Raw genomic sequence first — 24,690 nt, forward strand, 5'->3', positions numbered from 1 at the left:
CGTCACGGGGGCAGTCTTCCCGCTGACGGCCCGAAAGCCCAAACGGAATGGGACGGTCGGCCTCAGATGAGCGGGACGAGGAAGCGGCGCAGGGCCTCCTCGTAGCGGTCGGGGTCGGCGTTCCACATCGCGGCGTGCGGGGCCTGCCGGACGGTGTGGAGGGTGACGAGGCCGGGGCGGCTCTCGGCGAGCCGCCGGCTCGGGCCCCAGGGGGCGAGGGTGTCGTCGGGGCCGTGGATGACGAGGGTCGGCACGGGCAGGGCGGCCGGGTCGGCGGCCTCGCGCAGGGCGTCACCGTGCGGGCCGGTCCTGCCCTGGGCGGCGCGGACCGTGAGCGGCAGCAGGGCCGTGGGGACGCGGTGGGCGGTGGCGAGGGCGCGGACGGTGGCGTCCCAGTCGAGGACCGGGGAGTCGAGGACCAGGCCGGCGATCCGGTCGCGCAGGCCGCTGCGGGCAACGGTGTGGAGGGCCATGGCGGCGCCGGTCGACCAGCCGTGCAGGATGACCCGCCGGGCGCCGTGGCGCAGGGCGTACCGGACGGCGGCGTCGACGTCGTGCCACTCCGAGCCGCCGAGGTGGCCCACGCCGTCGGCGGGGCGGGGGGCGCCGGGGTCGCCGCGGTAGGAGACGTCGAGCACGGGCAGCTGGGCGGCGTGCAGGAAGCCGAGCACGTTCAGTGGGTGCTCGCGGGTGGTGCCGAGGCCGTGGACGGTGACGACCCAGGTGGAGCGGTCGGCGGGGACGTACCAGGCGGGCAGGGGGCCGAGCTCGCCGGGGACCTCGACGTCCTCGTGGGCGATGCCGAGGGCGGAGGCCGGGGTGCCGGCGTGGAGCTGCGGGGTGAGGCTGACGCGGGCGCCGGTGTCGAGGGTGCCGCGGTGGACCCGTTCGAGGCGGCGGACGACGGTGTCGGGGGCGTGCGGCACGTCGGGGAGGACGGGGCCGACGACGGCGTGGACGCCGGGGCCCTGGAGGCCGTACACGCCGGGGCGCAGGGAGGCGAGGCCGCGGGTGAGCACGACCCGGCCGGGGCCCGTGGCGTGCACGGTGAGCCGTGGCTCCCCGGGCAGCGGGCGGCCGGGACGCGGGCCGAGCGCCACGCCGCTGGCGTACCGGCCGGCCGCGACGGCGGCGGTGCCGGCTCCGATCACTGTGGCGGCGGCGACGGCCGCACCTGTCCTCGGGCGCACTGCTCCAGTGTCGGTACGGCGGCGGATCGGTGCCAGTGGGCGGACCGCCACCGAGGGACCGGGCGGGCACCGGGAGCGGGTGCCGGGGCCGAGCGGCCGCCGACGGGATCGACGGGACGGGGCGGTGCGGGAGCGGGGGCACGGGGACGGACCGCCGGACGGAGCGTGCGGACCGAGCGGACCGTACGCGGCCGAGCGGTGCGGACCGGGGCGCCGGGGCGGCCGTACGCGGCCGAGCGGTGCGGGACCGGGGCGCCGGGCGCGGTCGGCACTGCGGGACGGGCCGTGCGGGAGCGGGGCGCCGGGGCGGGGCGTGCGGGACGAGGGGGCGCCGGGGTCAGTGGGGGTGGTGGCCGTAGCCGCGGAGCTTCTCGGTGGCCTCGGCGAGCTGGTCCGGGGTCAGAAGGCTCGGCGCGCGGCCCGGGTGGGCGGTGGCGGTCAGCCAGACCCGGCACATCCACTCCAGCTGGGCCGTACGGTCGTACGCCTGCTCCAGCGTCGCGCCGTACGCGACGGTGCCGTGGTTGCGCAGGAGGCAGGCGGTGCGGTCGGTGAGCGCGGCCAGGACGTGGTCGGCGAGCTCCCGGGTCCCGTAGAGGGCGTAGGGGGCGACGCGGACGGTGCCGCCCAGGGTGCCGGTCACGTAGTGGACGGGCGGGAGCTCGTCGACGAGCGTGGAGACGGCGGTGGCGTGCACGGCGTGGGTGTGGACGACGGCACGGGCGCCGGTCGACCGGTACAGCGCGAGGTGCATCGGCAGCTCGCTGGTGGGCGGCAGGACCCCGCGGACCTGCCGGCCGTCCAGGTCGACGGCGACGACGTCGGCAGCGGTCAGCCGCGCGTAGGGCACGCCGCTCGGGGTGACGAGGACGAGGTCGCCGACCCGGGCCGACACGTTGCCCGACGTGCCGACGACCAGGCCGTCGGCCACGGTCCTGCGGGCGGTGGCGACCAGCTCGTCCCACGTCCGCGCCACGGCGTCGGCGGCGGTCCCGTCGTCCTCGGTCATGGGGCGATCCTGTCAGCGGGGGCGCCGGCCCGGAAGTGACGTGTGTCTCCGTGCCCGGGGGTTTCCGGGCCGCGGGGCCCGCAATCGCCGGGCCGACACGTAACCGGAACGCGGGTTCACAGGTTGGGTCACCGGGCCGCCTGGATCAGTTCACCTTCCGTTCACCCAGGTTGCCTACGTTCAGCGCGGTACTGACGTCGAACGATTGCCTGGGTAAATGGAACACATCACGCTGCTGCTCGCCATTGTGGTCGTGACAGCTCTCGTGTTCGATTTCACAAACGGTTTCCACGACACCGCCAACGCGATGGCCACGACCATCTCGACCGGCGCGATGAAGCCCAAGGCGGCGGTGGCCATGTCCGCCGTCCTCAACCTTGTGGGCGCGTTCCTCTCCGTGGAGGTCGCCAAGACGATCTCCAAGGGGCTCGTCGACGAGACGGGGATCCAACCCGAGGTCATCCTCGCCGCACTGGTCGGCGCGATCCTCTGGAACCTCCTGACCTGGCTGGTCGGTCTGCCCTCCAGCTCCTCGCACGCCCTCATGGGCGGTCTGATCGGCGCGACCGTCGCCTCCGTCGGCCTCGACGGCGTCAACGGCGGCGTGGTCCTCACGAAGGTCCTGATCCCGGCCGTGGCCGCCCCGGTGGTCGCCGGCGTCGCCGCGATGGTCGCCACCCGCTTCACCTACAAGGTGGGCGCGAACATCGACCCCAAGACGGGCCGCAAGGGCTACAAGGCCGGCCAGATAGCCTCCGCGGGCCTCGTCTCCCTCGCCCACGGCACGAACGACGCCCAGAAGACCATGGGCATCATCACCCTCGCCCTGGTCGCCGGCGGCGCCCTCGCCCCCGGCTCCAACCCGCCCGTGTGGGTCATCGTCTCCGCCGGCGTGGCCATCGCGCTCGGCACCTACCTGGGCGGCTGGCGCATCATCCGCACCATGGGCAAGGGCCTCACGGACCTCCAGCCGCAGCAGGGCTTCGCCGCCCAGACCGGTGCGGCCACCGTGATCCTCGCCTCCTCGCACCTGGGCTTCTCGCTCTCCACGACGCACGTCTGCTCGGGCGCCGTCATGGGCGCCGGCCTCGGTCGCAAGGGCGGCGTGGTCCGCTGGTCGACCGCGACGCGGATGTTCGTCGCCTGGGGCCTGACCCTGCCGGCCGCCGGCCTGGTGGCCGCGCTCGCCGAGTTCGTCGCCCGCCAGGGCGACTGGGGCGTGGCCGTCGTCGCCGCCTTCCTCGTCGGCTCCTCGGCCGCCATCTGGTTCGTCTCCCGCCGTCAGGTCGTCGACCACACGAACGTCAACGAGGTCGAGGACGCCCCCGACGCCGCCGACGACGAGCCCGCCGGGGTCGTCACCACCGCCATCGCGGCCGTCACCCCGCCGCCCGCCGGCACCGTCGCCACCGACCCGGACGGCGACGACTCCCTCAAGACCACCATCCCGGCCCCGGTCGCCGCCTCCGGCGCGTCCCCCACGGCCTCGGTGTAAGGAAAGAACGGCATCGGTATGGACATCGACTGGGCGGCCCTCGGCTCCGTCTTCGGAGTGGGCCTCGTCACCACCGTCTCACTCGTCGGCCTCTTCACCCTCGGTCTCGTCGGCCTCTCCCGCCAGGAGCAGGCCGCCACCCAGGGCGGTTCCGCCGCCCTGGCGCGCACCGGCGCGTACGCCTGCTTCGCGCTCTGCGCGGCCGCCGTCGCGTACGGCATCTACCTGATCGTGGCCTGACCCGCGTCACGCCAGAACCCCGGCCGGGCCGGTCGCACCTCGTGGTGCGACCGGCCCGGCCGCCGTACGTGGGGCTCCGCACACCGCTCCGCCGCAGGTCAAGGGTGAGTTGACGGGCCTTCGCGGGCCGTGGTGGACTGCCCAGGCCATATCCGGCGGCAGGAGAGGAAGCCCGGTGCGAATCCGGCGCGGTCCCGCCACTGTGACCGTCCCGCGCACGCGCGGGACGGGAGTCAGGAACTCTCACCGCCGGTCACGTCGAGCCAGGGCGCGGACCCTGAGTGAGGACATTGCGCATGCCCGGCTGCGTTCCCCGTCATACGTCGAGAACCCCGAGCCCCGGCTCGCGGACACGTGGCCGATCCGGCGCACCGGGCTGCTGACCCGATGCGCACCGATCGTGTGTACGCCTGCGGTGCCGCCGCCGGGATCCTGGCGGACCTCCTCCTCGGCGATCCCCGCCGCGGTCATCCCGTCGCCGCCTTCGGGCGGACCGCCGGCGCCGTCGAACGCGTCCTGTGGCGCGACCACCGCGGCTGGGGCGCGCTCCACACCGCCGTGTGCGCCGGGGGCGCCGCGGCGGGAGCCGCGCTCGCCGCGCGTGCCGTGCGCGGGCAGGGACCCGCGGCCGTCGCGCTGACCGCCGCGACCGTCTGGTCCGTCGTCGGCGGCACCTCCCTGGGCCGCGAGGCGCGGGCGGTCGCCGGGGCCCTGGTCGCCGGTGACCTGGAGGTGGCCCGCGAGCGGCTGCCGCACCTGTGCGGCCGTGACCCGCAGGCGCTGGACGGTCCCGGCATCGCCCGGGCCGTCGTGGAGTCCGTCGCGGAGAACACCTCCGACGCGGTGGTCGGCGCCCTGGTGTGGGGCGCCCTGGGCGGTGTGCCGGGCCTCGTGGCGTTCCGCGCCGTGAACACCCTGGACGCGATGGTCGGTCACCGGTCGCCGCGCTACCGCCGGTTCGGCTGGGCGTCGGCGCGCCTCGACGACGTCGCCGGCTACCCCGGTGCCCGGCTCACGGCGGCGCTCGCCGTCGTCGCGGGCGGCGACCGGCACGGCGCGGCGCGCGCCTGGCGCGCCGACGCGCACCGCCACCCGTCGCCCAACGCGGGCCCGGTCGAGGCCGCGTTCGCGGGGGCGCTGGGCGTACGGCTCGGGGGCAGCCTCTCGTACGGGGGGCGCGTCGAGCACCGGCCGGTACTGAACGGCGAGGGGCGGGCCGTCGAGGTCGCGGACGTCGAGCGGGCCGTACGGCTGTCGCGCCGGGTCGGTCTGCTGGCCCTCGCGGTCTGCGCGGGCGGACGGATGGCGTACGGAGCGGTGCGGCGGCGGAAGGGTGGTCGGTCGTGAGGGGTGGGGGGCTGCTCGTCGCGGGGACGACGTCCGACGCGGGCAAGAGCGTGGTGACGGCCGGCATCTGCCGCTGGCTGGTCCGGCAGGGCCTGCGGGTCGCGCCGTTCAAGGGGCAGAACATGTCCCTCAACTCCTTCGTGACGCGCGGGGGCGCGGAGATCGGCCGGGCGCAGGCCATGCAGGCGCAGGCCGCCCGTGTCGAGCCGAGCGCGCTGATGAACCCGGTGCTGCTCAAGCCCGGCAGCGACCGGTCGAGCCAGGTGGTGCTGATGGGCAGGCCCGTCGGCGAACTCAGCGCGCGGGGCTACCACGGCGGGCGGCAGCAGGCGCTGCTCGGCACCGTGCTGGAGTGCCTGGAGGAGCTGCGGGCCACCCACGACGCGGTGATCTGCGAGGGCGCCGGCAGCCCGGCCGAGATCAACCTCCGGCGCAACGACATCGTCAACATGGGCATCGCCCGCGCCGCCCGCCTCCCCGTCGTCGTGGTCGGCGACATCGACCGCGGCGGGGTGTTCGCCCAGTTCTTCGGGACGACGGCGCTGCTCTCCCGCGAGGACCAGGAGCTGGTCGCCGGGTACCTCGTGAACAAGTTCCGCGGTGACGTGACGCTGCTGGAGCCGGGGCTCGACATGCTGCACGGCCTGACGGGCCGGCGCACCTTCGGCGTCCTGCCGTACGCGCACGGGCTCGGCATCGACGAGGAGGACGGCCTGCGCGTCTCGCTGCGCGGCGCGGTGCGCGAGTCGGTCGTGGCGCCGCCGGTCGGCGAGGACGTGCTGCGGGTCGCGGTGTGCGCCGTACCGCTGATGTCGAACTTCACGGACGTGGACGCGCTCGCGGCCGAACCGGGCGTCGTCGTCCGGTTCGTGGACCGGCCGGAGGAGCTGGTGGACGCGGACCTGGTCGTCGTGCCCGGCACCCGCGGCACGGTGCGGGCGCTGGCGTGGCTGCGCGAGCGGGGCCTGGCCGACGCGCTGGTGCGGCGCGCCGCCGAGGGCCGGCCGGTGCTGGGCGTGTGCGGCGGCTTCCAGGTACTGGGCGAGCGCATCGAGGACGACGTCGAGTCCCGGGCGGGTGAGGTCGAGGGGTTGGGCCTGCTGCCCGTGCGGGTGCGGTTCGCGGTGGAGAAGACCCTCGCGCGGCCGTCCGGCGAGGCCCTCGGCGAACCCGTCGAGGGGTACGAGATCCACCACGGCGTCGCCGACGTCCGCGGTGGGGAGGCGTTCCTGGACGGCTGCCGGGTGGGGGCCGTGTGGGGCACCCACTGGCACGGGTCGCTGGAGGGCGACGGCTTCCGCCGGGCGTTCCTGCGGGAGGTCGCCCGGGCCGCCGGGCGGCGTTTCGTCCCCGCGCCCGACACGTCCTTCGGGACGCTCCGCGAGGAGCAGCTCGACCGCCTCGGCGATCTGATCGAGGAGCACGCGGACACGGACGCGCTGCTGAAACTGATCGAGTCGGGCCCTCCGGGCGGTCTGCCGTTCGTCGCGCCGGGTGCGCCGTGACCGGCCCCGCGGACGCGCCCGCCCCCCGCACTTCCCTCGAAAGGGGTTCTCCGCACATGGCTTCGGTTCCCTATCCGTTCACCGCCGTCGTCGGAATGGACGACATGCGGCTGAGCCTGCTGCTCAACGCCGTCTCACCGGCCATCGGCGGTGTCCTCGTGCGCGGTGAGAAGGGCACCGCCAAGTCCACGGTCGTGCGCGGCCTCACGGCGCTGCTGCCCGACATGGACGTGGTCGCCGGTTGCCGCTTCGCCTGCGACCCGCAGGCGCCCGACCCGCAGTGCCCGGACGGGCCGCACGAGGCGGGCACGGGCGTGACGCGCACGACCCGCATGGTCGAACTGCCCGTCGGCGCGTCGGAGGACCGGCTCGTCGGCTCCCTCGACATCGAACGCGCACTCGCCGACGGCGTGAAGGCCTTCGAGCCGGGCCTGCTCGCCCAGGCCCACCGGGGCATCCTCTACGTCGACGAGGTCAACCTCCTCAGCGACCACCTGATCGACCACCTGCTGGACGCGGCGGCCATGGGCGCCTCCCACGTGGAGCGCGAGGGCGTGTCCGTGCGGCACGCCGCGCGGTTCCTGCTGGTCGGCACGATGAACCCGGAGGAGGGCGAGCTGCGGCCGCAGCTGCTCGACCGGTTCGGGCTGACCGTGGAGGTCGCGGCCTCGCGGGACCCGGAGCAGCGGGTGGAGGTCGTGCGGCGGCGCCTGGCGTACGACGACGACCCGGCCGGCTTCGCGGCGCGCTGGGCGGGCGAGGAGGCGGCGCTGCGGGAGCGGATCGTCGCCGCGCGGGCGCTGCTGCCGCGGGTGCGGCTCGGTGACGGCGCGCTGCGTCAGATCGCCGCCACGTGCGCCGCGTTCGAGGTGGACGGCATGCGCGCGGACATCGTCATGGCGCGCGCGGCGACGGCGCTCGCCGCATGGGACGGGCGCGAGGACGTGACGGTCGACGACGTGCGGCAGGCCGCGCTGCTGGCGCTGCCGCACCGGCGCCGCCGCAACCCCTTCGACGCGCCGGGGCTGGACGAGGAGAAGCTGGACGAGACGCTGGAGGAGTTCGGCGGCGGGGAAGACGAGCCGGACCCGGACCCGCAGGGACCCGACGACGGCGGTCCCGGCGACGGCGGCGGTCCCGGCGGGGGCGGCCGACCGGACGGCGGCGTGCCGCCTCAGCCGCAGGGGCCGCGGGAGGACGCCGGCGCGGAGCCCTCCGGCGAGCGGCCCGAGCCGGACGGGGCAACCGGGCCCCAGCCCTCGCCGCAGCCCTCCGCCGGTGCCGGCCCGGCCTCCGAGCAGGCGCCGGTGAAGGCCGCCGAGCCGTACCGTACGCGGGCGCTGACCGTGCCCGGGCTCGGGGACGGCGCCGCGGGCCGGCGCTCCCGGGCGCGTACCGAGCACGGCCGCACCACCGGGTCGCGCCGGCCGCGGGGCGCCCTGACGAAGCTGCACCTGGCGGCGACGGTCCGGGCCGCGGCCCCGCACCAGCGGGCGCGCGGCCGCTCCGGGCCCGGGCTCGTCGTCCACCGCGACGACCTGCGCCAGGCGGTGCGGGAGGGGCGCGAGGGCAACCTGGTGCTGTTCGTGGTGGACGCGTCGGGTTCGATGGCGGCGCGGCAGCGCATGGGCGCGGTCAAGGGCGCCGTGCTGTCGCTGCTGCTCGACGCCTACCAGCGGCGCGACAAGGTGGGCCTGGTGACGTTCCGGGGCCGGGACGCGGAGCTGGCGCTGCCGCCCACGTCGTCCGTGGACGCGGCTGCGGCGCGCCTGGAGACGCTGCCGACGGGGGGCCGCACGCCGCTGGCGGCGGGCCTGCTGAAGGCGCACGAGGTACTGCGTGTGGAGCGGCTGCGCGACCCCGCGCGACGCCCGCTGCTCGTCGTGGTGACGGACGGGCGGGCGACCGGCGGGCCGGAGCCGCTGCGGCTGGCCGGCCGGGCCGCCGCGCTGCACGCGGCCGAGGGTACGGCGGCGGTCGTCGTGGACTGCGAGACGGGGCCCGTGCGGCTCGGTCTCGCCGCGGAGCTGGCCCACGGCCTCGGCGGCGACGCCGTGACCCTGGACGAGCTGCGCGCGGACGCGATCGCCGGACTGGTCAGGGATGTTCGTACTACGAGGAGGGCCGCTTGATGCCGCAGGGACAGCCGGACGTCGTACCGAACGACGGACTCACCACCCGCCAGCGCCGCAACCGACCGCTGGTGATGGTCCACACGGGCGTGGGCAAGGGCAAGTCGACCGCCGCCTTCGGGATGGCGCTGCGCGCCTGGAACCAGGGCTGGCCGGTCGGGGTGTTCCAGTTCGTCAAGTCCGCGAAGTGGAAGGTCGGCGAGGAGAACGCGCTCAAGGCGCTCGGCGCGACGGGCGAGGGCGGCACCGTCGACTGGCACAAGATGGGCGAGGGCTGGTCGTGGATCCAGCGCGACCCCAAGGAGGGCGAGCAGTCGCACGAGGACAAGGGCCGCGAGGGCTGGGAGCACATCAAGCGCTGCCTGGCCGAGGAGAGGTACCGGTTCTACGTCCTCGACGAGTTCGCCTACCTCCTGCACTGGGGCTGGGTGGACACGGAGGAGGTCATCCGGGTGCTGCGCGACCGCCCGGGGCAGCAGCACGTGGTGATCACCGGCCGCAACGCGCCGGCGGAGCTGTGCGAGTTCGCCGACCTGGTGACCGACATGTCCAAGGTCAAGCACCCGATGGACGCCGGTCAGAAGGGCCAGCGGGGCATCGAGTGGTAGCACGTCTCGTCATCGCCGCGCCCTCCTCGGGCGCGGGCAAGACCACGGTCGCGACCGGCCTGATGGCCGCGTTCGCCGACCGTGGTCTCGCGGTGTCGCCGCACAAGGTCGGCCCGGACTACATCGACCCGGGCTACCACGCCCTGGCGACGGGCCGCCCCGGCCGCAACCTCGACGCGTTCATGTGCGGCACGGAGCTGGTCGCGCCGCTCTTCGCGCACGGCGCGCGCGGCTGCGACCTGGCGGTCGTCGAGGGGGTGATGGGGCTGTACGACGGCGCCGCCGACCAGGGTGAGCTGGCGTCGACGGCGCAGGTGGCGAAGGTCCTGAAGGCGCCGGTGGTGCTGGTCGTGGACGCCTCGTCGCAGTCCCGTTCGGTGGCCGCGCTGGTCCACGGCTTCGCGTCGTGGGACCCGGAGGTGCGGATCGGCGGGGTGATCCTCAACAAGGTCGCCACCGACCGGCACGAGCACCTGCTGCGGGAGGCGCTCGGCGAGTCGGGCGTTCCCGTGCTCGGCGTGCTGCGGCGGGCGCCCGCCGTGTCCACGCCGTCGCGGCACCTGGGCCTGGTGCCGGTCGCCGAGCGGCACGCGGAGGCGCTGGACGCCGTGCGGGCGCAGGCGGAGCAGATCCGCTCGGGGTGTGACCTGGACGCGCTGCTGGCGTTGGCCCGCAGCGCGCCGGAGCTGCACGCGCGGGCGTGGTCCGCCGAGGGCGCCCTCGCGGCGGACGCCCCGGCCGGGGAGCGCCGAAGCGCCGCCGGGTGGACGGGCGGGGAGCGGCCGGTGGTGGCCGTCGCCGGCGGCGCCGCGTTCACCTTCTCGTACGCCGAGCACGCCGAGTTGCTGACGGCGGCGGGGGCCGAGGTGGTGGCGTTCGACCCGCTGCGGGACGAGAAGCTCCCGGAGGGAACGCGCGGCCTGGTCGTCGGCGGCGGTTTCCCCGAGGTGTACGCGCCGGAGCTGGCCGCGAACGAGGCGCTGCGGGACGCGGTCGCCGCGCTGGCCCGGTCGGGCGCGCCGGTCGCCGCGGAGTGCGCCGGGCTGCTGTACCTGGCGCGGTCGCTCGACGGGCGGCCGATGTGCGGGGTGCTGGACGCGGACGCGCGGATGACGCAGCGGCTGACGCTGGGCTACCGGGACGCGGTCGCGGTGAGCGACAGCCCCGTGGCGGCGGTCGGGACGCGGCTGCGGGGCCACGAGTTCCACCGCACGGTCATCGAGCCGGGTGCGGGCGCGACGCCCGCGTGGGGGCTGCGGCAGCCGGAGCGGCGCGTCGAGGGCTTCGTCCGGGGCGGTGTGCACGCGAGTTACGTGCACACGCACTGGGCGGCCGTGCCGGGGACGGCGCGGCGGTTCGTGGAGCACTGCCGGCGGTGACGCTGGTGGTGGGTGTGGGAGCCCGGCGGGGGGTGACCGCGGACGAGGTGTGCGCGCTGGTGCTGGCGGTGCTGCGCGGGGCGGGGCGGCGGCCGGAGGAGGTCGCGGCGCTGGCGACGGTCGAGGCGAAAGCGGACGAGCCGGGGCTGGTCGCGGCCGCGGCGCGGCTCGGGCTGCCCCTGCGGGCCCACCCGGCGGCGGAGTTGGCGTCGGTCCCGGTCCCCCACCCGTCGGCCGCGGCGCTCGCGGCGACCGGGACGCCGTCGGTGGCGGAGGCCGCGGCGCTGGCCGAGGCGGCCGCCCGCGGGGGCACGGGCGAACTCCTCGTGCCGCGGCGGAAGTCGGCACGTGTGACGTGCGCGGTGGCGGTGGCGCACGGGGACGGGCGGTTGCCCGCCGGAGGGCGCGGGTACACCCGTGAGGACGCGGCGTTCGGGTTACCGGCGCGGCGTCGACCGCTGATCCGGCGCCGGATTCCCCGTCCGGCGGTGGAGAGATAACCGGTGGGCCGCCGACCCCGTCGACCCGCCGACCACCCCCCACTGTCCCCCACCCCCAGCTGGCGGCCATGTATACCCACACAGACAGCGACAGACCGTTCCCCGGCCCCCGCCACACGGACGCGTACGACCTGCGGCACCACGGCGACGTCGAGGTCCGGGACGAGAAACTGACCGATCTCGCGGTCAACGTCCGGACGGACACCCCGCCCGCGTGGCTGCGCGAGCGGCTCGCCGCGTCGCTCTCCGGGCTGGCCGCCTACCCCGACGGGCGGGCGGCGCGCGCGGCGGTCGCCGAGCGCCACGGGCTGCCGGCCCGGCGCGTGCTGCTGACGGCGGGCGCGGCCGAGGCGTTCGTGCTGCTGGCGCGGGCGCTGCCGGTGCGCCGACCGGTCGTGATCCACCCGCAGTTCACGGAGCCGGAGGCCGCGCTGCGGGACGCGGGGCACCAGGTGCGGCGGGTGCTGCTGCGCGAGGAGGAGGGGTTCCGGCTCGATCCGGCGCGCGTCCCGGAGGACGCCGACCTGGTGGTCGTCGGCAACCCGACCAACCCGACGTCGGTGCTGCACCCGGCCGGGACGATCGCGGCGCTGGCGCGGCCGGGCCGGACCCTGGTGGTGGACGAGGCGTTCATGGACGCCGTGCCGGGCGAGCGGGAGGCGCTGGCCGGGCGTACGGACGTGCCGGGACTGGTGGTGCTGCGGAGCCTCACGAAGACGTGGGGCCTCGCGGGGCTGCGGATCGGTTACGTGCTGGCGGGGCCGGACACCGTGGCGGCGCTGGAGCGCGTCCAGCCGCTGTGGCCGGTGTCGACGCCGGCGCTGGTGGCGGCCGAGGCGTGCATGGAGCGCGAGGCGCTGGCCGAGGCGGAGGAGGCGGCGCGCCGGATCGCCGTGGAGCGGGCCCACCTGCTGGCCGGTCTGGCGGAGTTCGACGAGGTACGCGTGGTCGAGGCGGCCGAGGGGCCGTTCGTGCTGATGCGCGTCGAGGGCGCGGACGTCGTCCGGGAGCGCCTGCGCGACCTGGGCTTCGCCGCGCGGCGGGGCGACACCTTCCCGGGGCTCGGGCCGCAGTGGCTGCGGCTCGCGGTGCGGGACCGCGTGACGACGAACCGGTTCCTCCAGGCGCTGGACCAGGCTCTGGTGATGGCGGGCTGCGCCCGCAACTGACCACCGCGCGTGAGGGGGTGCCCTGCCGGTCAGGTCGGCAGGACACCCCCACGCAACGAAACCTCCAGGCCGGCACCCCGGAACCAGCCCCAGGGAACCGTCCGGGCGCCGACGGCCAGAGGAGGGGCCGTGGTGGGTCGCCCCCGCAGGGGTCGGTGGCGACAGCGGGTTCACTGCCGTGGCACCCGAGGCCGCCGACCCCGAGGAGGTGACCCGCCGCGACCCCGCCCCACCCCACCGGCCTCAGGCGCGCACGGACCACCGGGGGAAGACGTCAACTGCCGAGCAGCACCCCCGACCAGCCGGACCGAACCGACCGAACCGACCGGGCCGGCCGGGCCGCAGCGTCGGATCAGGACTGCTCACGCCGGGCACGCCGGGTGAGGGCCAGGGTCGCCGCGCCCGCGGTGAGCAGCGCGGCCGCCCCGGCGACGACGTACGGCGTGCGCGAGTCGCCGCCGGTCTCGGCGAGGGCCTCCTTCTCCGGCGTCCCGCCGCCCGACTGGGGCTCCAGGCCCTCCGTGGGCCGCTCCGCCGGGGACGTGGCGGGCGTCGACGGCTCGGGGGCCGTGGAGGGCGAGGCCGCGTCGGGCCGGGTGCAGGACGCCTCGGCGAGGGTGACCGTGCCGCGGACGTCGGCGACGCCGAGGTCGAGCGGGTCGACGGAGACCTGCAGCTCCAGCGCCGTGGCGGCGGCCGTGGTGGAGGTGGTGGTGCGCCGCGACAGGTCCAGGGTGACGTCGCCGGCCCCGGGCACCTGCACGCTGGTCCGGCCGCCCGCCGTCAGCGTGACCCGCTTGCCGAGGACGGTGACCGGGCCGAGGACGTTCGCCGTGGCGGCCGGCCGGGCGCCGGCCGCGCAGACCGCCTGGGCGGTGACCTGCTCCACCTCGACGAGGGAGAGCAGCGGCAGGCCGGGCAGGTGCACCTTCGCCCGGACGAGCCGCACGGAACCCTCGGCGCGGCGGGCGTCGGCGGCGGCCTTCGCGGAGGCGACGTCGGCGCGCAACATCCGCACGGGCCTGCCGCCGTCGACGCCGTCCACCTGCACGGAGAGCGTCGTCCTCTCCGCCGTCGCGGGTGCCCGCACGTCGTTGAGCGCGGTGTTCACGGGGACGCGTACGCCGCCGTCCAGGAGCGAGACGTCCAGGTCGGCGCGGAGGACCGCGGCGGAGGCGCGGCCCTCGCCGTCGGTGGTGGCCCGCGCGGCGGGTGCGGCGAGGGCCAGGGGCGCGGCGGTGGCGAGCGCGGTGACGGCGGCGGCCGCGGAGCGGCGGAAGGTGGTGCTGGACACGGTGGTGGAACCCCCACGGAGGACAGGAGTCACCGAACACCCGCACACAGGGACATGTGTGCGGCGGTGACTTGGGACACGGGAATCCTGGCGCACGGAGGGTGAACCGGCGGCCACCCGACGTGAGTTCATCCCAAAGGGGAGTTTCCGGTCAGACATTCGAATCACCCGCCTCCCGCGTCCACCCCGTCCACCCGCCCGGATTGCCAATCGCCCACCCGTGGCTTAAGTTAGGCCAGCCTTACCTAAAGAGATCAGGACAAGAGTGAGCATCGAGGTCTACCGGGACCCCTGGGGCATCCCGCATCTGCGCGCCGACGACCCGCGCGAACTCGCCCACGCCCAGGGCCGCACCACCGCCCACGACCGGGCGTGGCAGCTGGAGGTCGAACGTCACCGCGCCCAGGGCACGACGGCCGCCTTCCTCGGGCCCGACGCCGTCGACTGGGACGTCTTCGTCCGGCGCGCCCGGCTGGCCGACACCGCCCGCCGCTGCCTCGACCGGCTCGACGACGAGACCCGGGCGTGGGTCACCGCGTACACGGACGGCGTCAACGCCGGGCTCGCCGAAGGCGCCCGCCGCAGCCGCGAGTTCACCGCCACGGGCCTCGAACCGGGCGTGTGGGAGCCGTGGGTGCCGCTCGGCGTCTGGCTGTCGACGCACATCCTCTTCGCCGGCTTCCCCACCAAGCTCTGGCGCGAACGGGTCGCCCGGGTCCTCGGCGACGAGCAGGTCGAGCTGTTCGCGACCGACGGGCCCGGCACCGCCGGCAGCAACGGCTGGCTCGTCGACGGCGACCGCACCGCCACCGGCGCCGCGCTCCTCGCCGGCGACCCGCACCGGTTCATCGAGGCGCCCGGCGTGTACCAGCAGATACGGCTCGCCTGCCCCGAGTACGACGTCGTCGGCCTCGCCGTGCCCGGCGTGCCCGGCCTCGCCCACTTCGGCCACACCGGGACGGCCGCCTGGGCCATCACCAACGCCATGGCCGACTACCAGGACCTGTACCGCGAGCGCCTGCGCCACCGCGACGGCGGGACCGAGGCGCTCGGTCCCGACGGATGGCGGCCCGCCCGCGTCCACACCGAGACCATCGAGGTCCGGGGCGCCGCACCGGTCACCGTGGAGGTCGTCGAGACCGACCGCGGCCCCGTCGTGGTCCCCGACGACGGCGAGGGCGGCGCCCTCAGCCTGCGCCACCCGCCCCGCGTCACCGGCGAGCTCGGCTTCGCCGCGCTGCCCGCGCTGCTCGCCGCGCGGACGGTCGCCGACGTCGACCGCGCCGTCGACCGGTGGGTCGAGCCGGTGAACGTCGTGCAGGCCGCCGACACCGAGGGCGGCACCCTCCACCGGGTCGCCGGCCACGTCCCCGTACGCCACCGGGACAACATGCTGCGCGTCGTCCCCGCCTGGGAGCCGGCGCACGAGTGGCGCGGCCGTCACGAGCCGCTGCCGCGCGCCCCCGTCGACGGCGTGGCGGTGATGGCCAACGCCCGCGGCCTCGCGGGGCCGCTGGGCGTCGAGTTCGCGCCCCCGCACCGCGCCGGGCGCATCGCGCGGCTCCTGGCGGGGTCGCGGGAGTGGACGGCGGCCGGCATGGCGGCCGTGCACACCGACACCCACCTCGCCTCAGCCCGCCCGCTGCTCGACCTGGCCGCCGGGCTGGACGGGCTCACCGCGCCCGCCGCCGCCCTGCGCGACCGGCTGCTGCGCTGGGACCGGCACATGGACGCCGACAGCGTCGACGCGGCGCTGTACGCCGCCGTGCGCGGCGAGGTCGTCCGCCGCGTCGCCGCCCACGCCGCCTTCGCGCCGCTGGCCGAGATCCCGGCGTACCCGGCGCTCTTCCGGCCGTGGCTGGCCCTCCTGCCGCGCGTCGCCTACGCGTTGGAGACGCTGCTGACGTCCGGGCCCGTGCCGCCCGCCGACCGGGAGGCGGCCGTGCGCGCCGCCCTGGAGGCGACGGCCGCCGCGCCGCCGGACGGACCCTGGGGCGCCACGCACCGCCTCGCGCCGTGGGCGGCGCTGCCGGACGGCGACGACGCCCGGTGGCCCGGCCTGGACGGCGACCACGACTGCGTGCTGTCCACGTCGAGCGTCCCCGGCGTGACCGACCGCAGCGCGCGCGGCCCGGCCGCCCGCTACGTGTGGGACCTCGCGCGGCGCGAGGACAGCCTGTGGGTCGTGCCGTTCGGCGCGTCGGGCGTGCCCGGCGACCCGCACGAGGCGGACCAGCTGCCGCTGTGGCGGCGCGGCGCCCTGACCCCCGTGATCACCGACTGGAACCGGCTCAGCAAGGAGCACCCCGCATGACGACGAGCGCCGACCCCCGCCCCGCCGCGTACGAGCAGGCCGTCGACGGCTTCGGCACGGTACGGATCGTGCCCCTGGACCCCGACCGGGACGCCCCGCTGGTCCACGCGTGGGTGAGCGAGGACCGGGCCCGGTTCTGGGGCATGCGGGAGATCGACGTGACGGAGGTGCGGGACGTCTACGCGCACCTCGACTCGCTCACGACGCACCACGCGTTCCTGGTGTACCGGGACGCGGCGCCGGTCGCGCTGTTCCAGACGTACGAGCCGGAGGCCGACCGGGTCAGCGAGTGCTACGAGGTCCGGCCGGGCGACATCGGCGTCCACCTGCTGCTGGCGCCCACCGACACACCCGAACGCGGCTTCTCCCGGCACCTGCTGGGCGTGCTGACGGACTTCGCGCTGAGCGGCGGCCGCACGCGGATCGTCGCCGAGCCGGACGCGGCGAACGACAAGGCCGTCGCGTTGCTGGTCCGCGGCGGCTTCGAGCTCGGCCCCGAGGTGGTCCTCCCGGAGATCGTGCTCCCGGAGGTCCACCTCGTGGAGAAGCGGGCCCGGTTGGCGTTCCTCACCCGCTGACCGCCGCCCGGCGTCAGCCCACGACGCGGCCGTCGAGGACGATCCGGCGGGGCGCCGCCAGCGTCCGGACGTCGGTGCGCGGGTCCGCGTCGTAGACGACGAGGTCCGCCGGGGCGCCCTCCTCCAGGCCGGGGCGTCCCAGCCAGGCGCGGGCGCCCCAGGTCGTCGCCGACAGCGCGTCGAGCGGCGGGATGCCGGCGGTGACCAGCTCGGCGACCTCGGCCGCCACCAGCCCGTGCGCCAGCGAGCCGCCCGCGTCGGTGCCGACGAACACGGGGATGCCGGCGTCGTACGCGGCGCGGACCGTGTCGTACCGGCGCGCGTGCAGCCTGCGCATGTGGTCCGCCCAGCGCGGGAACTTGCCCTCTCCCCCGGCGGCCAGCCGCGGGAACGTCGCGATGTTGACGAGCGTCGGCACGATCGCGACGCCGCGCTCGGCGAAGAGCGGGATCGTCTCCTCGGTCAGGCCCGTGGCGTGCTCCACGCAGTCGATGCCCGCCTCCACCAGGTCGCGCAGCGACTCCTCGGCGAAGCAGTGCGCCGTCACGCGGGCGCCCAGCCGGTGGGCCTCGGCGATCGCCGCCTCGACCTCGGCACGCGGCCAGCAGGCGGTGAGGTCGCCGGCGTCGCGGTCGATCCAGTCGCCGACGAGCTTCACCCAGCCGTCGCCGCGGCGCGCCTCGCGGGCGACGTAGGCGACGAGGTCGGCGGGCTCGATCTCGTGCGCGTAGTTGCGGATGTAGCGCTTGGTGCGGGCGATGTGGCGGCCCGCGCGGATGATCTTCGGCAGGTCGCCGCGGTCGTCGATCCACCGGGTGTCGGCGGCCGAACCGGCGTCGCGGATGAGGAGCGTGCCCGCGTCCCGGTCGGTGAGGGCCTGCCGCTCGCTGGTCGCCGCGTCGACGGGCCCGTGGGCGTCGAGACCGACGTGACAGTGCGCGTCGACCAGCCCCGGCAGCGCCCAGCCGGTGATCGTGCGGACGTCCCGCGCGCCGGCCGGCCGGTCGTAGGTCACCCGCCCGTCGACCACCCACAGTTCGTCGCGTACGTCCTCGGGGCCGGCCAGCACCCGCCCCGTCACATGCAGCACCAGGCTCATGCCCAGCACTCTACGAGGGCGCAAGTACCCTCGGCGAAGCAGTCCGTACGTGAAGGAAAGAGAGCCCCGTGACGCACCCCCTCCTCGATCTGGCCCCGCTGACCGCCGACCGTTTCGCGGCCATCGAGCGGCGCGTGGCCGCGCTGCTCGGCACCGGGCACGACGTGGTCGTCACGCAGGGCGAGGCGCTGCTGCCGCTGGAGGGGTGCATCCGCAGCGGCGCGCGACCCGGTTCGACCGCGCTCAACGTGATCACCGGCCCGTACGGGCAGACCTTCGGCGACTGGCTGCGCGACTGCGGCGCGACGGTGGTGGACCTGGAGGTGCCCTTCCACACGGCGGCCACCGCCGAGCAGGTCGCCGGGGCGCTGGAGCGGCACCCGGAGATCGACTTCGTGTCGCTGGTGCACGCGGAAGCCGCGACCGGCAACACCAACCCGGTCGCGGAGATCGGCGAGGTGGTCCGGGCGCACGGCGCGCTGTTCTCCCTGGACGCGGTGGCCTCGATCGGCGCGGAGCCGGTGCTGCCGGACGCGTGGGGCGTCGACCTGTGCGTCATCGGCGCGCAGAAGGCGATGGGCGGCCCGGCGGGTGTCTCCGCCGTGTCGGTCAGCCCGCGCGCGTGGGAGCGGTTCGCGGCGAACCCGGCCGCGCCGCGCCGCTCGTACCTCTCCCTCCTGGACTGGAAGGAGCGCTGGATCGACGGCGGCCGCAGGGCGCTGCTCCACGCGCCCGCGCAGCTGGAGATGCTGGCGCTGGAGGCGTGCCTGGACCGCATCGACGCGGAGGGGCTGGACGCGCTCACCGCGCGGCACGCGTCGGCCGCGGCGGCCACCCGCGCGGGCGTGCTCGCGCTGGGGGGCGGCCTGGAGCCGTACGTGCACGAGGCGCGGGAGGCCGCCCCCGTCGCGACGACGCTGCGCACCCCGGCCGGGGTGGACGCCTCCCTGCTGGTCGCCGCCGCGCTGGAGGCGGCGCCCGCCTCCGGCGCCGGCGGTGGCGTCCCCGCGCTGCCCCTGGCGGCGGGCGGCGGGGCGCTGGCCGCGGAGATGGTCCGGGTGAACCACTACGGGCCCGCCGCCACCCCGGGCACCGTGCGGGCGTGCCTGACGGCCCTGGGCGCCGCCCTGGCCGCGACGGGCCGGGAGGTCGACGCGGACGCGGCGCTGCGGGCGGCGGCGGAGGCGTGGCGGTAGGGACGGCCCGCCCGGCAGGGGGTTGTCAGGGCAGGTCGGGGCAGGCCGCCTCCGGGCAGGAGGTCCGGCCCGGCGCGTCGGCCGCGACCGGGGCGTGCACCGGGAGCGCGCCCCGAGCCGGGAGCGGGGCGTGCACCGGGGCCGGGGCCTGCGCCACGATCGGGCCCTGCCCCGGGACCTGCATGACGGTCTGGAGCCGCGCCGAGGCCGCGATCGGCGCCGGAGCCGGGACCGGGGCTTGAGCCGCGGCCGGCATGTCGGCCGGGGCGTGTGCCGGAGCCGGGAGCGGGGCCTGCGCCCCGGCCGGGCCCTGCGCCGCGGCCGGCATGTCGGCCGGGGCAGGTCCCTGGGGCGGCGCAGCGTGTGTCGCGTCCGGGGTTCCGCTCCGCGCGGTGGCGTCGCGCCGGTCGCCGGAGGCCCGGGGCGCGGGTGCGGGGGCCGTGACCGGGGTGCCGCACGGCGGCCGTGACGCGCCGGCGGCCCCGGCGGTCGGGGCCGCGGTGGCCGGGGACGCGGGCCGGGCCGGGGCGGCCCGTGCCGTCACCGGCCGGGGTGTACGCGGTGCCGGCCGGGGCGGTGCCGCCCGGGGGTCCGGCACGGGCACCGGCCACGGCGCGGGCGGCGGGTCGGTGGTGCCGGTGAGCGCCTCCAGCAGGGCCCGTACCGCCGGGACGAGACCGCCCGCCCGTACGGCGAGCGAGACCGGGACCCGGGGCGCGCGCAGGGCGCGGAAGGCCAGCCGGCGGTCGCGCGGCAGGGGCCCCACCGGGTGGAAGACCGTCCAGGACGGTTCGGCGGCGCCCGCCAGGTCGTCGAGGGTGGCTCGCAGGGTGGTGAAGGGGGGCCCGGGCGTCCACTGCGGGAGGGCGCCCGTGACCAGGTCGTGGAAGGCCGGGTTCACCGCGCGGGGCGCCAGTCGCAGCGGGAGGCGGGCCAGCTGCTCCGGGTGGAGCTCGTCCCGTGCGGCGAGCGGGTGTCCCGCCGGCAGGGCGACGAGCAGCGGTTCGGTCCACACCGGGTACAGCACCATCCCGTCGACGCGGCGCACGGCCCGCACCAGCGCGGCGTCGAACGTCCCGGAGCGGACCGCGGCGAGGCGCGCGTCCTGCGGGGCGCGCTCCTGCCGCACCCGGAGCCGGGGGCGCCGTTCGGCGAGGACGCCGAGGGCCCGGTACACGCGGTCGGAGAAGGCGCGGCTGGTGCCGAGGCGCACCAGACCGTCCGTCCCGCCCGCGATGCCGGCCGCCGTCTCCCGCACACGTCCCGCCGCGGCGAGCGCGGCCCGCGCCTCGGGCAGCAGGCGTTCGCCGGCGGCGGTGAGCCGTACGTGCCCGGGGGCCGCCGGTTCGAAGAGCCGCAGCCCCAGGTCGCCCTCCAGCGCGCCGATCCGCCCGGCCACCGCCTCCGCGGTGCTGCGCAGCCGTTCGGCGGCGCGAGCGAGGCCGTGCTCTTCGGCGACGGCCACGAAGTACTCCAGCTGACGCAGTTCCACCGCCGCGCCCACCCGCCCCTCACTGATCGCTGCCCTGCCGTCCGGTCCGGTCAACGACCGGGCGGGGACGGTCTCTTCCCCATGTGTACGGGTGGACGGCGCGGATGTGCGAACACGACGCGCGGGCAGGGTGCGGAACCGGACGCGCGGCCCGGCGCCGGGCGGGACGCGTCCGGCGGCACCGACGCCCCCCGAGCGCGCCCCTATTGCTCCGAACAAAGAATTCGGCACTTATTTCCGACGCACTTCGGCGCCTTTCACCGAGATATTCGCGTGGGTAGCTCCCCACTTTCTGCTGCCCACATCCGAAGACGTCAAACACCAAGATTCGCGCACGGTCCTGTGAACGAATCATGGAGGGCCCACGGTCGTTCCGAGGTGTGATCGATTCAACATCCGCGTCGTTATGACCCAATTTATCCAGGTAAATCCGCCACAACCACAGGCCCCATCGGATCGTCCCGCGTACGCGCGATAACACAGACGTGCCAGCCACCCAACACCTTCCGACCATGCAATCCAAAGAATTGCTGGGTAAGTTCCATCCGCATGACCGCCGCACCAACAGACCTCGTACCTGCCCGATCCGAATTCATCGACAGCCCACGAGTGGAGGACGGCGCCGCCCTGTGGCGCATCGCCCGCGACTCCGAGGTGCTGGACCTGAACTCCTCGTACAGCTACCTGCTGTGGTGCCGGGACTTCGCGGCCACGTCCGTCGTCGCGCGCGACACGGACGGCGAACCGGTCGCCTTCGTGACCGGGTACGTCCGCCCCGACCGGCCCGGGACGCTCGTCGTCTGGCAGGTCGCCGTCGACCACGGCCACCGCGGCCGGGGCCTGGCGGGCACGCTGCTGGACGCCCTCGTGGCGCGGCTGGCCGACCGCGGGATCCACACCGTGGAGACCACCGTCACGCCCGACAACACGGCGTCCGACCGGCTCTTCACCTCGTTCGCCGAGCGCCGGGGCGCCTCGCTGGAGCGGGAGGTCCTCTTCGACGGGGAGCTGTTCCCGGAGGGCGGCCACGAGCCCGAGGTGCTCTACCGCATCCGGCCGGTCGCCGCGGCGGTCTGACCGCCGCCGCGCCCCCGCTCCCCCGCCCCACGCCCCGCGACCCCCGCAGGAGGGACCAGCTGTGACCATCACCCCGTCCGCCCGACCGACCGACACCCCGCGCCCCGCCCCGACCGCCTACGACGGCGGCGCGTCCCCGATGGCCGCCTTCGAGAACCTGGAGTCGGAGGTGCGCAGCTACTGCCGCGGCTGGCCGACCGTGTTCGACCGCGCGCGGGGCGCCCGCCTCACCGACGAGGACGGCCGCTCGTACCTGGACTTCTTCGCCGGCGCGGGCTCCCTCAACTACGGCCACAACAACCCCGTGCTGAAACGAGCGCTGATCGACTACCTGGAGCGGGACGGCGTCACGCACGGGCTGGACATGGCGACCACCGCCAAGCGCGCCTTCCTGGAGACGTTCCACGACCTCGTCCTGCGCCCCCGGGACCTGCCGTACAAGGTGATGTTCCCCGGCCCGACCGGCACCAACGCCGTGGAGTCGGCGCTGAAGCTGGCCCGGAAGGTGAAGGGCCGCGAGTCCATCGTGTCGTTCACCAACGCCTTCCACGGCATGTCGCTCGGCTCGCTCGCCGTCACGGGCAACGCCTTCAAGCGGGCCGGCGCCGGCATCCCGCTGGTCCACGGCACGCCGATGCCGTTCGACAACTACCTCGACGGCCGGGTCCCGGACTTCCTGTGGTTCGAGCGGCTGCTGCAGGACAGCGGCTCGGGGCTCAACCAGCCGGCCGCCGTGATCGTCGAGACCGTGCAGGGCGAGGGCGGCATCAACGTCGCGCGGCCCGAGTGGCTGCGCGCGCTGCGGGAGCTGTGCGACCGCCGCGACATGCTGCTGATCGTCGACGACATCCAGATGGGCTGCGGCCGCACCGGCGGGTTCTTCTCCTTCGAGGAGGCCGGCATCACCCCGGACATCGTCACCCTGTCGAAGTCCATCAGCGGGTACGGACTGCCGATGTCGCTCTGCCTGTTCCGGCCGGAGCTGGACGTGTGGGGTCCCGGCGAGCACAACGGCACCTTCCGCGGCAACAACCCGGCCTTCGTCACCGCGACGGCGGCCCTCCGCGCGTACTGGGCCGACGGCGGCACGGAGCAGCAGACCCTCGCCCGGGGCGAGCAGGTGGAGCAGGCGCTGCTGACCATCTGCGACGAGAACTCCGCGGACGGCGCCCACTACCGGGGCCGCGGCCTGGTCTGGGGCCTGGAGTTCGCCGACAAGGAGCGCGCGACGCGGATCTGCCGGCGCGCCTTCGAGCTCGGCCTGCTGCTGGAGACGTCCGGCCCCGAGAGCGAGGTCGTGAAGCTGCTCCCGCCGCTGACCGTCACGCCCGAGGAACTGGACGAGGGGCTGACCACGCTGGCGCGCGCCGTCCGCGAGACCGCCTGACCTTCGCCAAGTCCGCGACCGCGGGACCACACGGGAACCCCGGCGCCCCGAGCGCGCCGGGCCCCGGGAGCCGCGGGGGCCCCGGCCCCCGCGGTCCCGCCCCGTACGCCGTACGAAAGGAAGTAGCACCACCGTGATCGTCCGATCGTTGAAGGACATCGAGAACACCGAGCGCCACGTGCGGGCGGCCTCCGGCACCTGGGAGTCCAAGCGCATCGTGCTCGCGAAGGAGAAGGTCGGCTTCTCGCTCCACGAGACCGTGCTGTACGCCGGGACCGAGACGTCCATGTGGTACGCGAACCACATCGAGGCCGTGCTGTGCGTCGAGGGCGAGGCGGAGCTGACCGACGACGAGACGGGCGAGACGCACTGGATCGAGCCCGGCACGATGTACCTGCTCGACGGCCACGAGCGGCACACCCTGCGCCCGAAGACCGACTTCCGGTGCGTGTGCGTGTTCAACCCGCCGGTCACCGGGCGGGAGGACCACGACGAGAACGGCGTCTACCCGCTGCTCACGGAGGAGGGCTGAACCATGACCACGACCACCCCGAACCCCACCACCGCCACCACCGTCCCGTCCGCCGCCGCCGCGGGCGTACCGGACCTGTACCCGACCCGGGGCGCGACCGAGGTGGTCACCCCCCGGCAGGACCCGGTGGTCTGGGGCCCGCTGACGCCGGAGCTGGAGTCGTTCGAGCGTGACGGCTTCCTCGCGGTCGACCGGCTGCTCACGCCGGACGAGGTCGCCACGTACCGCGCCGAGCTCGACCGGCTCGTCGCCGACCCTGCGGTCCGCGCCGACGAGCGCTCGATCATCGAGCCGAAGTCCCAGGACGTGCGGTCGGTCTTCGAGGTGCACCGGATCAGCGACGTGTTCGCGCGGCTGGTCAGCGACGAGCGCGTGGTGGGCCGGGCCCGGGAGATCCTCGGCTCGGACGTGTACGTCCACCAGTCGCGGGTCAACGTGAAGCCGGGCTTCGGCGCCTCGGGCTTCTACTGGCACTCGGACTTCGAGACCTGGCACGCGGAGGACGGGCTGCCGCGGATGCGGACGGTCTCCGTGTCGATCGCGCTGACCGAGAACCGCGACACCAACGGCGCCCTGATGATCATGCCGGGCTCGCACCGGACGTTCCTGGGCTGCGCGGGCGAGACGCCGAAGGACAACTACAAGAAGTCGCTGCAGATGCAGGACGCCGGCACCCCGTCGGACGAGGCGCTGACGCGGTTCGCGGACGCGCACGGCATCCGGCTGTTCACCGGCGCGGCCGGTTCGGCGACGTGGTTCGACTGCAACGCGATGCACGGCTCGGGCGACAACATCACGCCTTATCCGCGCAGCAACGTCTTCATCGTCTTCAACAGCGTGGAGAACACGGCGGTGGAGCCCTTCGCGGCGCCCGTCCGCCGGCCGGAGTTCATCGGGGCGAGGGACTTCACACCGGTCCGCTGACCCGCGTCGGCGGCCGGCCGCCGACGCCGGCCGCCGAGACGACGAACGGGTCGTCAGGGCCCGCCTCCCGCAGTGCCGGGGAGGCGGGCCCTGACGCGTGCGGGGGCGGGACCGGCCGGGTGCCGCGCCGGGACCGGCCGGGGACCGGGCGCGACCGGCCCCGCGGTGTGCCGGGCGGGACCGGCCGCGTACGGCGCCGGCCGTCCACGGTTCCCCGGTCAGC

Annotated in this window: 21 protein-coding genes and 1 riboswitch; of the genes, 16 read left to right on the forward strand and 5 right to left on the reverse strand. The window is 75.9% G+C overall.

The genetic code is table 11. From position 1 onward, the window contains the following. Positions 1-62: 62 nt before the first annotated feature. Together ACF053_RS16560 and ACF053_RS16565 are read right to left on the reverse strand one after the other, a co-directional pair. Positions 63-1,190 carry an alpha/beta hydrolase gene (locus ACF053_RS16560; RefSeq protein ID WP_391954558.1) on the reverse strand — a complete coding sequence of 376 codons (1,128 nt, stop codon included), beginning with the start codon at positions 1,188-1,190 and terminating at the stop codon, positions 63-65. Between the two features lie 337 nt (positions 1,191-1,527). After that, positions 1,528-2,199 carry a class II aldolase/adducin family protein gene (locus tag ACF053_RS16565; RefSeq protein WP_391954559.1) on the reverse strand — a complete coding sequence of 224 codons (672 nt, stop codon included), beginning with the start codon at positions 2,197-2,199 and terminating at the stop codon, positions 1,528-1,530. A gap of 217 nt (positions 2,200-2,416) precedes the next feature. Between ACF053_RS16565 and ACF053_RS16570 the strand changes: the two genes are divergently transcribed. The 9 genes from ACF053_RS16570 to cobC all read left to right on the forward strand — a co-directional run bounded on the left by ACF053_RS16570 (position 2,417) and on the right by cobC (position 12,574). Beyond that, complete coding sequence (locus ACF053_RS16570; RefSeq protein ID WP_391954560.1) at positions 2,417-3,694, forward strand: inorganic phosphate transporter; 1,278 nt, start codon at positions 2,417-2,419, stop codon at positions 3,692-3,694. 18 nt (positions 3,695-3,712) lie between these two features. Continuing rightward, positions 3,713-3,934: a hypothetical protein gene (locus ACF053_RS16575; protein WP_391954561.1), complete on the forward strand. Its 222-nt coding sequence runs from the start codon at positions 3,713-3,715 to the stop codon at positions 3,932-3,934. A 164-nt stretch (positions 3,935-4,098) separates the two neighbouring features. After that, positions 4,099-4,177, forward strand: a riboswitch (cobalamin riboswitch). A gap of 144 nt (positions 4,178-4,321) precedes the next feature. Beyond that, positions 4,322-5,281, forward strand: coding sequence for a cobalamin biosynthesis protein (locus ACF053_RS16580; protein ID WP_391954562.1), 960 nt, complete (start codon positions 4,322-4,324; stop codon positions 5,279-5,281). Beyond that, on the forward strand, positions 5,278-6,786 hold the full coding sequence (locus ACF053_RS16585) for a cobyric acid synthase (RefSeq protein ID WP_391954563.1): 1,509 nt from the start codon (positions 5,278-5,280) through the stop codon (positions 6,784-6,786). The genes ACF053_RS16580 and ACF053_RS16585 overlap by 4 nt, the downstream gene beginning before the upstream one ends. A 56-nt stretch (positions 6,787-6,842) precedes the next feature. Next, positions 6,843-8,918, forward strand: coding sequence for a putative cobaltochelatase (locus ACF053_RS16590; RefSeq protein ID WP_391954564.1), 2,076 nt, complete (start codon positions 6,843-6,845; stop codon positions 8,916-8,918). Next, complete coding sequence (gene cobO / locus ACF053_RS16595) at positions 8,918-9,526, forward strand: cob(I)yrinic acid a,c-diamide adenosyltransferase (RefSeq protein WP_058944222.1); 609 nt, start codon at positions 8,918-8,920, stop codon at positions 9,524-9,526. Before ACF053_RS16590 ends, cobO begins: the two co-directional genes overlap by 1 nt. Continuing rightward, positions 9,520-10,905 (forward strand): cobyrinate a,c-diamide synthase, encoded by a 1,386-nt coding sequence (locus ACF053_RS16600; protein ID WP_391954565.1) that lies wholly within the window; start codon positions 9,520-9,522, stop codon positions 10,903-10,905. The genes cobO and ACF053_RS16600 overlap by 7 nt, the downstream gene beginning before the upstream one ends. Positions 10,906-10,937: 32 nt before the next feature. Beyond that, the gene (locus tag ACF053_RS16605) at positions 10,938-11,405 is read left to right on the forward strand and encodes a cobalamin biosynthesis protein (protein WP_391954566.1); all 468 of its coding nucleotides are present in this window, start codon (positions 10,938-10,940) and stop codon (positions 11,403-11,405) included. Positions 11,406-11,473: 68 nt separating this feature from the next. Further along, the gene (cobC, locus tag ACF053_RS16610; protein ID WP_391954567.1) at positions 11,474-12,574 is read left to right on the forward strand and encodes an Rv2231c family pyridoxal phosphate-dependent protein CobC; all 1,101 of its coding nucleotides are present in this window, start codon (positions 11,474-11,476) and stop codon (positions 12,572-12,574) included. Positions 12,575-12,926: 352 nt separating this feature from the next. On the opposite strand, the gene ACF053_RS16615 is transcribed toward cobC, so the two are convergent. Then, complete coding sequence (locus ACF053_RS16615; RefSeq protein ID WP_391954568.1) at positions 12,927-13,868, reverse strand: SCO1860 family LAETG-anchored protein; 942 nt, start codon at positions 13,866-13,868, stop codon at positions 12,927-12,929. Between the two features lie 265 nt (positions 13,869-14,133). On the opposite strand from ACF053_RS16615, the gene ACF053_RS16620 reads away from it, so the two are divergent. Both ACF053_RS16620 and ACF053_RS16625 read left to right on the forward strand, forming a co-directional pair. Then, entirely contained in the window at positions 14,134-16,182 is a 2,049-nt protein-coding gene (locus ACF053_RS16620; protein WP_391954569.1) for a penicillin acylase family protein, read from the forward strand. After that, on the forward strand, positions 16,179-16,760 hold the full coding sequence (locus tag ACF053_RS16625; protein WP_391954570.1) for a GNAT family N-acetyltransferase: 582 nt from the start codon (positions 16,179-16,181) through the stop codon (positions 16,758-16,760). Before ACF053_RS16620 ends, ACF053_RS16625 begins: the two co-directional genes overlap by 4 nt. 13 nt (positions 16,761-16,773) lie before the next feature. On the opposite strand, the gene ACF053_RS16630 is transcribed toward ACF053_RS16625, so the two are convergent. After that, positions 16,774-17,859, reverse strand: coding sequence for an amidohydrolase family protein (locus tag ACF053_RS16630; protein WP_391954571.1), 1,086 nt, complete (start codon positions 17,857-17,859; stop codon positions 16,774-16,776). Between the two features lie 68 nt (positions 17,860-17,927). On the opposite strand from ACF053_RS16630, the gene ACF053_RS16635 reads away from it, so the two are divergent. After that, positions 17,928-19,055 (forward strand): pyridoxal-phosphate-dependent aminotransferase family protein, encoded by a 1,128-nt coding sequence (locus ACF053_RS16635; RefSeq protein WP_391954572.1) that lies wholly within the window; start codon positions 17,928-17,930, stop codon positions 19,053-19,055. Between the two features lie 25 nt (positions 19,056-19,080). Here ACF053_RS16635 and ACF053_RS16640 read toward each other — a convergent pair whose 3' ends face one another. Further along, a complete protein-coding gene (locus ACF053_RS16640) occupies positions 19,081-20,547 on the reverse strand; it encodes a LysR family transcriptional regulator (RefSeq protein ID WP_391954573.1) in 1,467 nt (488 codons plus the stop codon). Between the two features lie 549 nt (positions 20,548-21,096). Between ACF053_RS16640 and ectA the strand changes: the two genes are divergently transcribed. The 4 genes from ectA to thpD all read left to right on the forward strand — a co-directional run bounded on the left by ectA (position 21,097) and on the right by thpD (position 24,467). Further along, the gene (gene ectA / locus ACF053_RS16645; RefSeq protein ID WP_391954574.1) at positions 21,097-21,624 is read left to right on the forward strand and encodes a diaminobutyrate acetyltransferase; all 528 of its coding nucleotides are present in this window, start codon (positions 21,097-21,099) and stop codon (positions 21,622-21,624) included. A 139-nt stretch (positions 21,625-21,763) separates the two neighbouring features. Continuing rightward, the gene (gene ectB, locus ACF053_RS16650; protein ID WP_391954828.1) at positions 21,764-23,011 is read left to right on the forward strand and encodes a diaminobutyrate--2-oxoglutarate transaminase; all 1,248 of its coding nucleotides are present in this window, start codon (positions 21,764-21,766) and stop codon (positions 23,009-23,011) included. Positions 23,012-23,144: 133 nt separating this feature from the next. Then, positions 23,145-23,543: an ectoine synthase gene (locus tag ACF053_RS16655; protein WP_058944213.1), complete on the forward strand. Its 399-nt coding sequence runs from the start codon at positions 23,145-23,147 to the stop codon at positions 23,541-23,543. Between the two features lie 3 nt (positions 23,544-23,546). Next, a complete protein-coding gene (thpD, locus tag ACF053_RS16660) occupies positions 23,547-24,467 on the forward strand; it encodes an ectoine hydroxylase (RefSeq protein WP_391954575.1) in 921 nt (306 codons plus the stop codon). The last annotated feature ends 223 nt before the right edge of the window (positions 24,468-24,690 follow it).

The organism is Streptomyces kanasensis (genome assembly GCF_043077165.1).
GTDB classification, from domain to species: domain Bacteria; phylum Actinomycetota; class Actinomycetes; order Streptomycetales; family Streptomycetaceae; genus Streptomyces; species Streptomyces changanensis.

Excerpts from the sequence above, each read along its gene's own strand:
- cobO (WP_058944222.1), top strand. The coding sequence starts at position 8,918 with ATGCCGCAGGGACAGCCGGACGTCGTACCGAACGACGGACTCACCACC.
- ACF053_RS16580 (WP_391954562.1), top strand. The coding sequence starts at position 4,322 with ATGCGCACCGATCGTGTGTACGCCTGCGGTGCCGCCGCCGGGATCCTG.
- ACF053_RS16625 (WP_391954570.1), top strand. The coding sequence starts at position 16,179 with ATGACGACGAGCGCCGACCCCCGCCCCGCCGCGTACGAGCAGGCCGTC.
- ACF053_RS16575 (WP_391954561.1), top strand. The coding sequence starts at position 3,713 with ATGGACATCGACTGGGCGGCCCTCGGCTCCGTCTTCGGAGTGGGCCTC.
- ACF053_RS16590 (WP_391954564.1), top strand. The coding sequence starts at position 6,843 with ATGGCTTCGGTTCCCTATCCGTTCACCGCCGTCGTCGGAATGGACGAC.
- thpD (WP_391954575.1), top strand. The coding sequence starts at position 23,547 with ATGACCACGACCACCCCGAACCCCACCACCGCCACCACCGTCCCGTCC.
- cobC (WP_391954567.1), top strand. The coding sequence starts at position 11,474 with ATGTATACCCACACAGACAGCGACAGACCGTTCCCCGGCCCCCGCCAC.
- ectA (WP_391954574.1), top strand. The coding sequence starts at position 21,097 with ATGACCGCCGCACCAACAGACCTCGTACCTGCCCGATCCGAATTCATC.
- ACF053_RS16570 (WP_391954560.1), top strand. The coding sequence starts at position 2,417 with ATGGAACACATCACGCTGCTGCTCGCCATTGTGGTCGTGACAGCTCTC.
- ACF053_RS16565 (WP_391954559.1), bottom strand. The coding sequence starts at position 2,199 with ATGACCGAGGACGACGGGACCGCCGCCGACGCCGTGGCGCGGACGTGG.
- ACF053_RS16630 (WP_391954571.1), bottom strand. The coding sequence starts at position 17,859 with ATGAGCCTGGTGCTGCATGTGACGGGGCGGGTGCTGGCCGGCCCCGAG.
- ectB (WP_391954828.1), top strand. The coding sequence starts at position 21,764 with ATGGCCGCCTTCGAGAACCTGGAGTCGGAGGTGCGCAGCTACTGCCGC.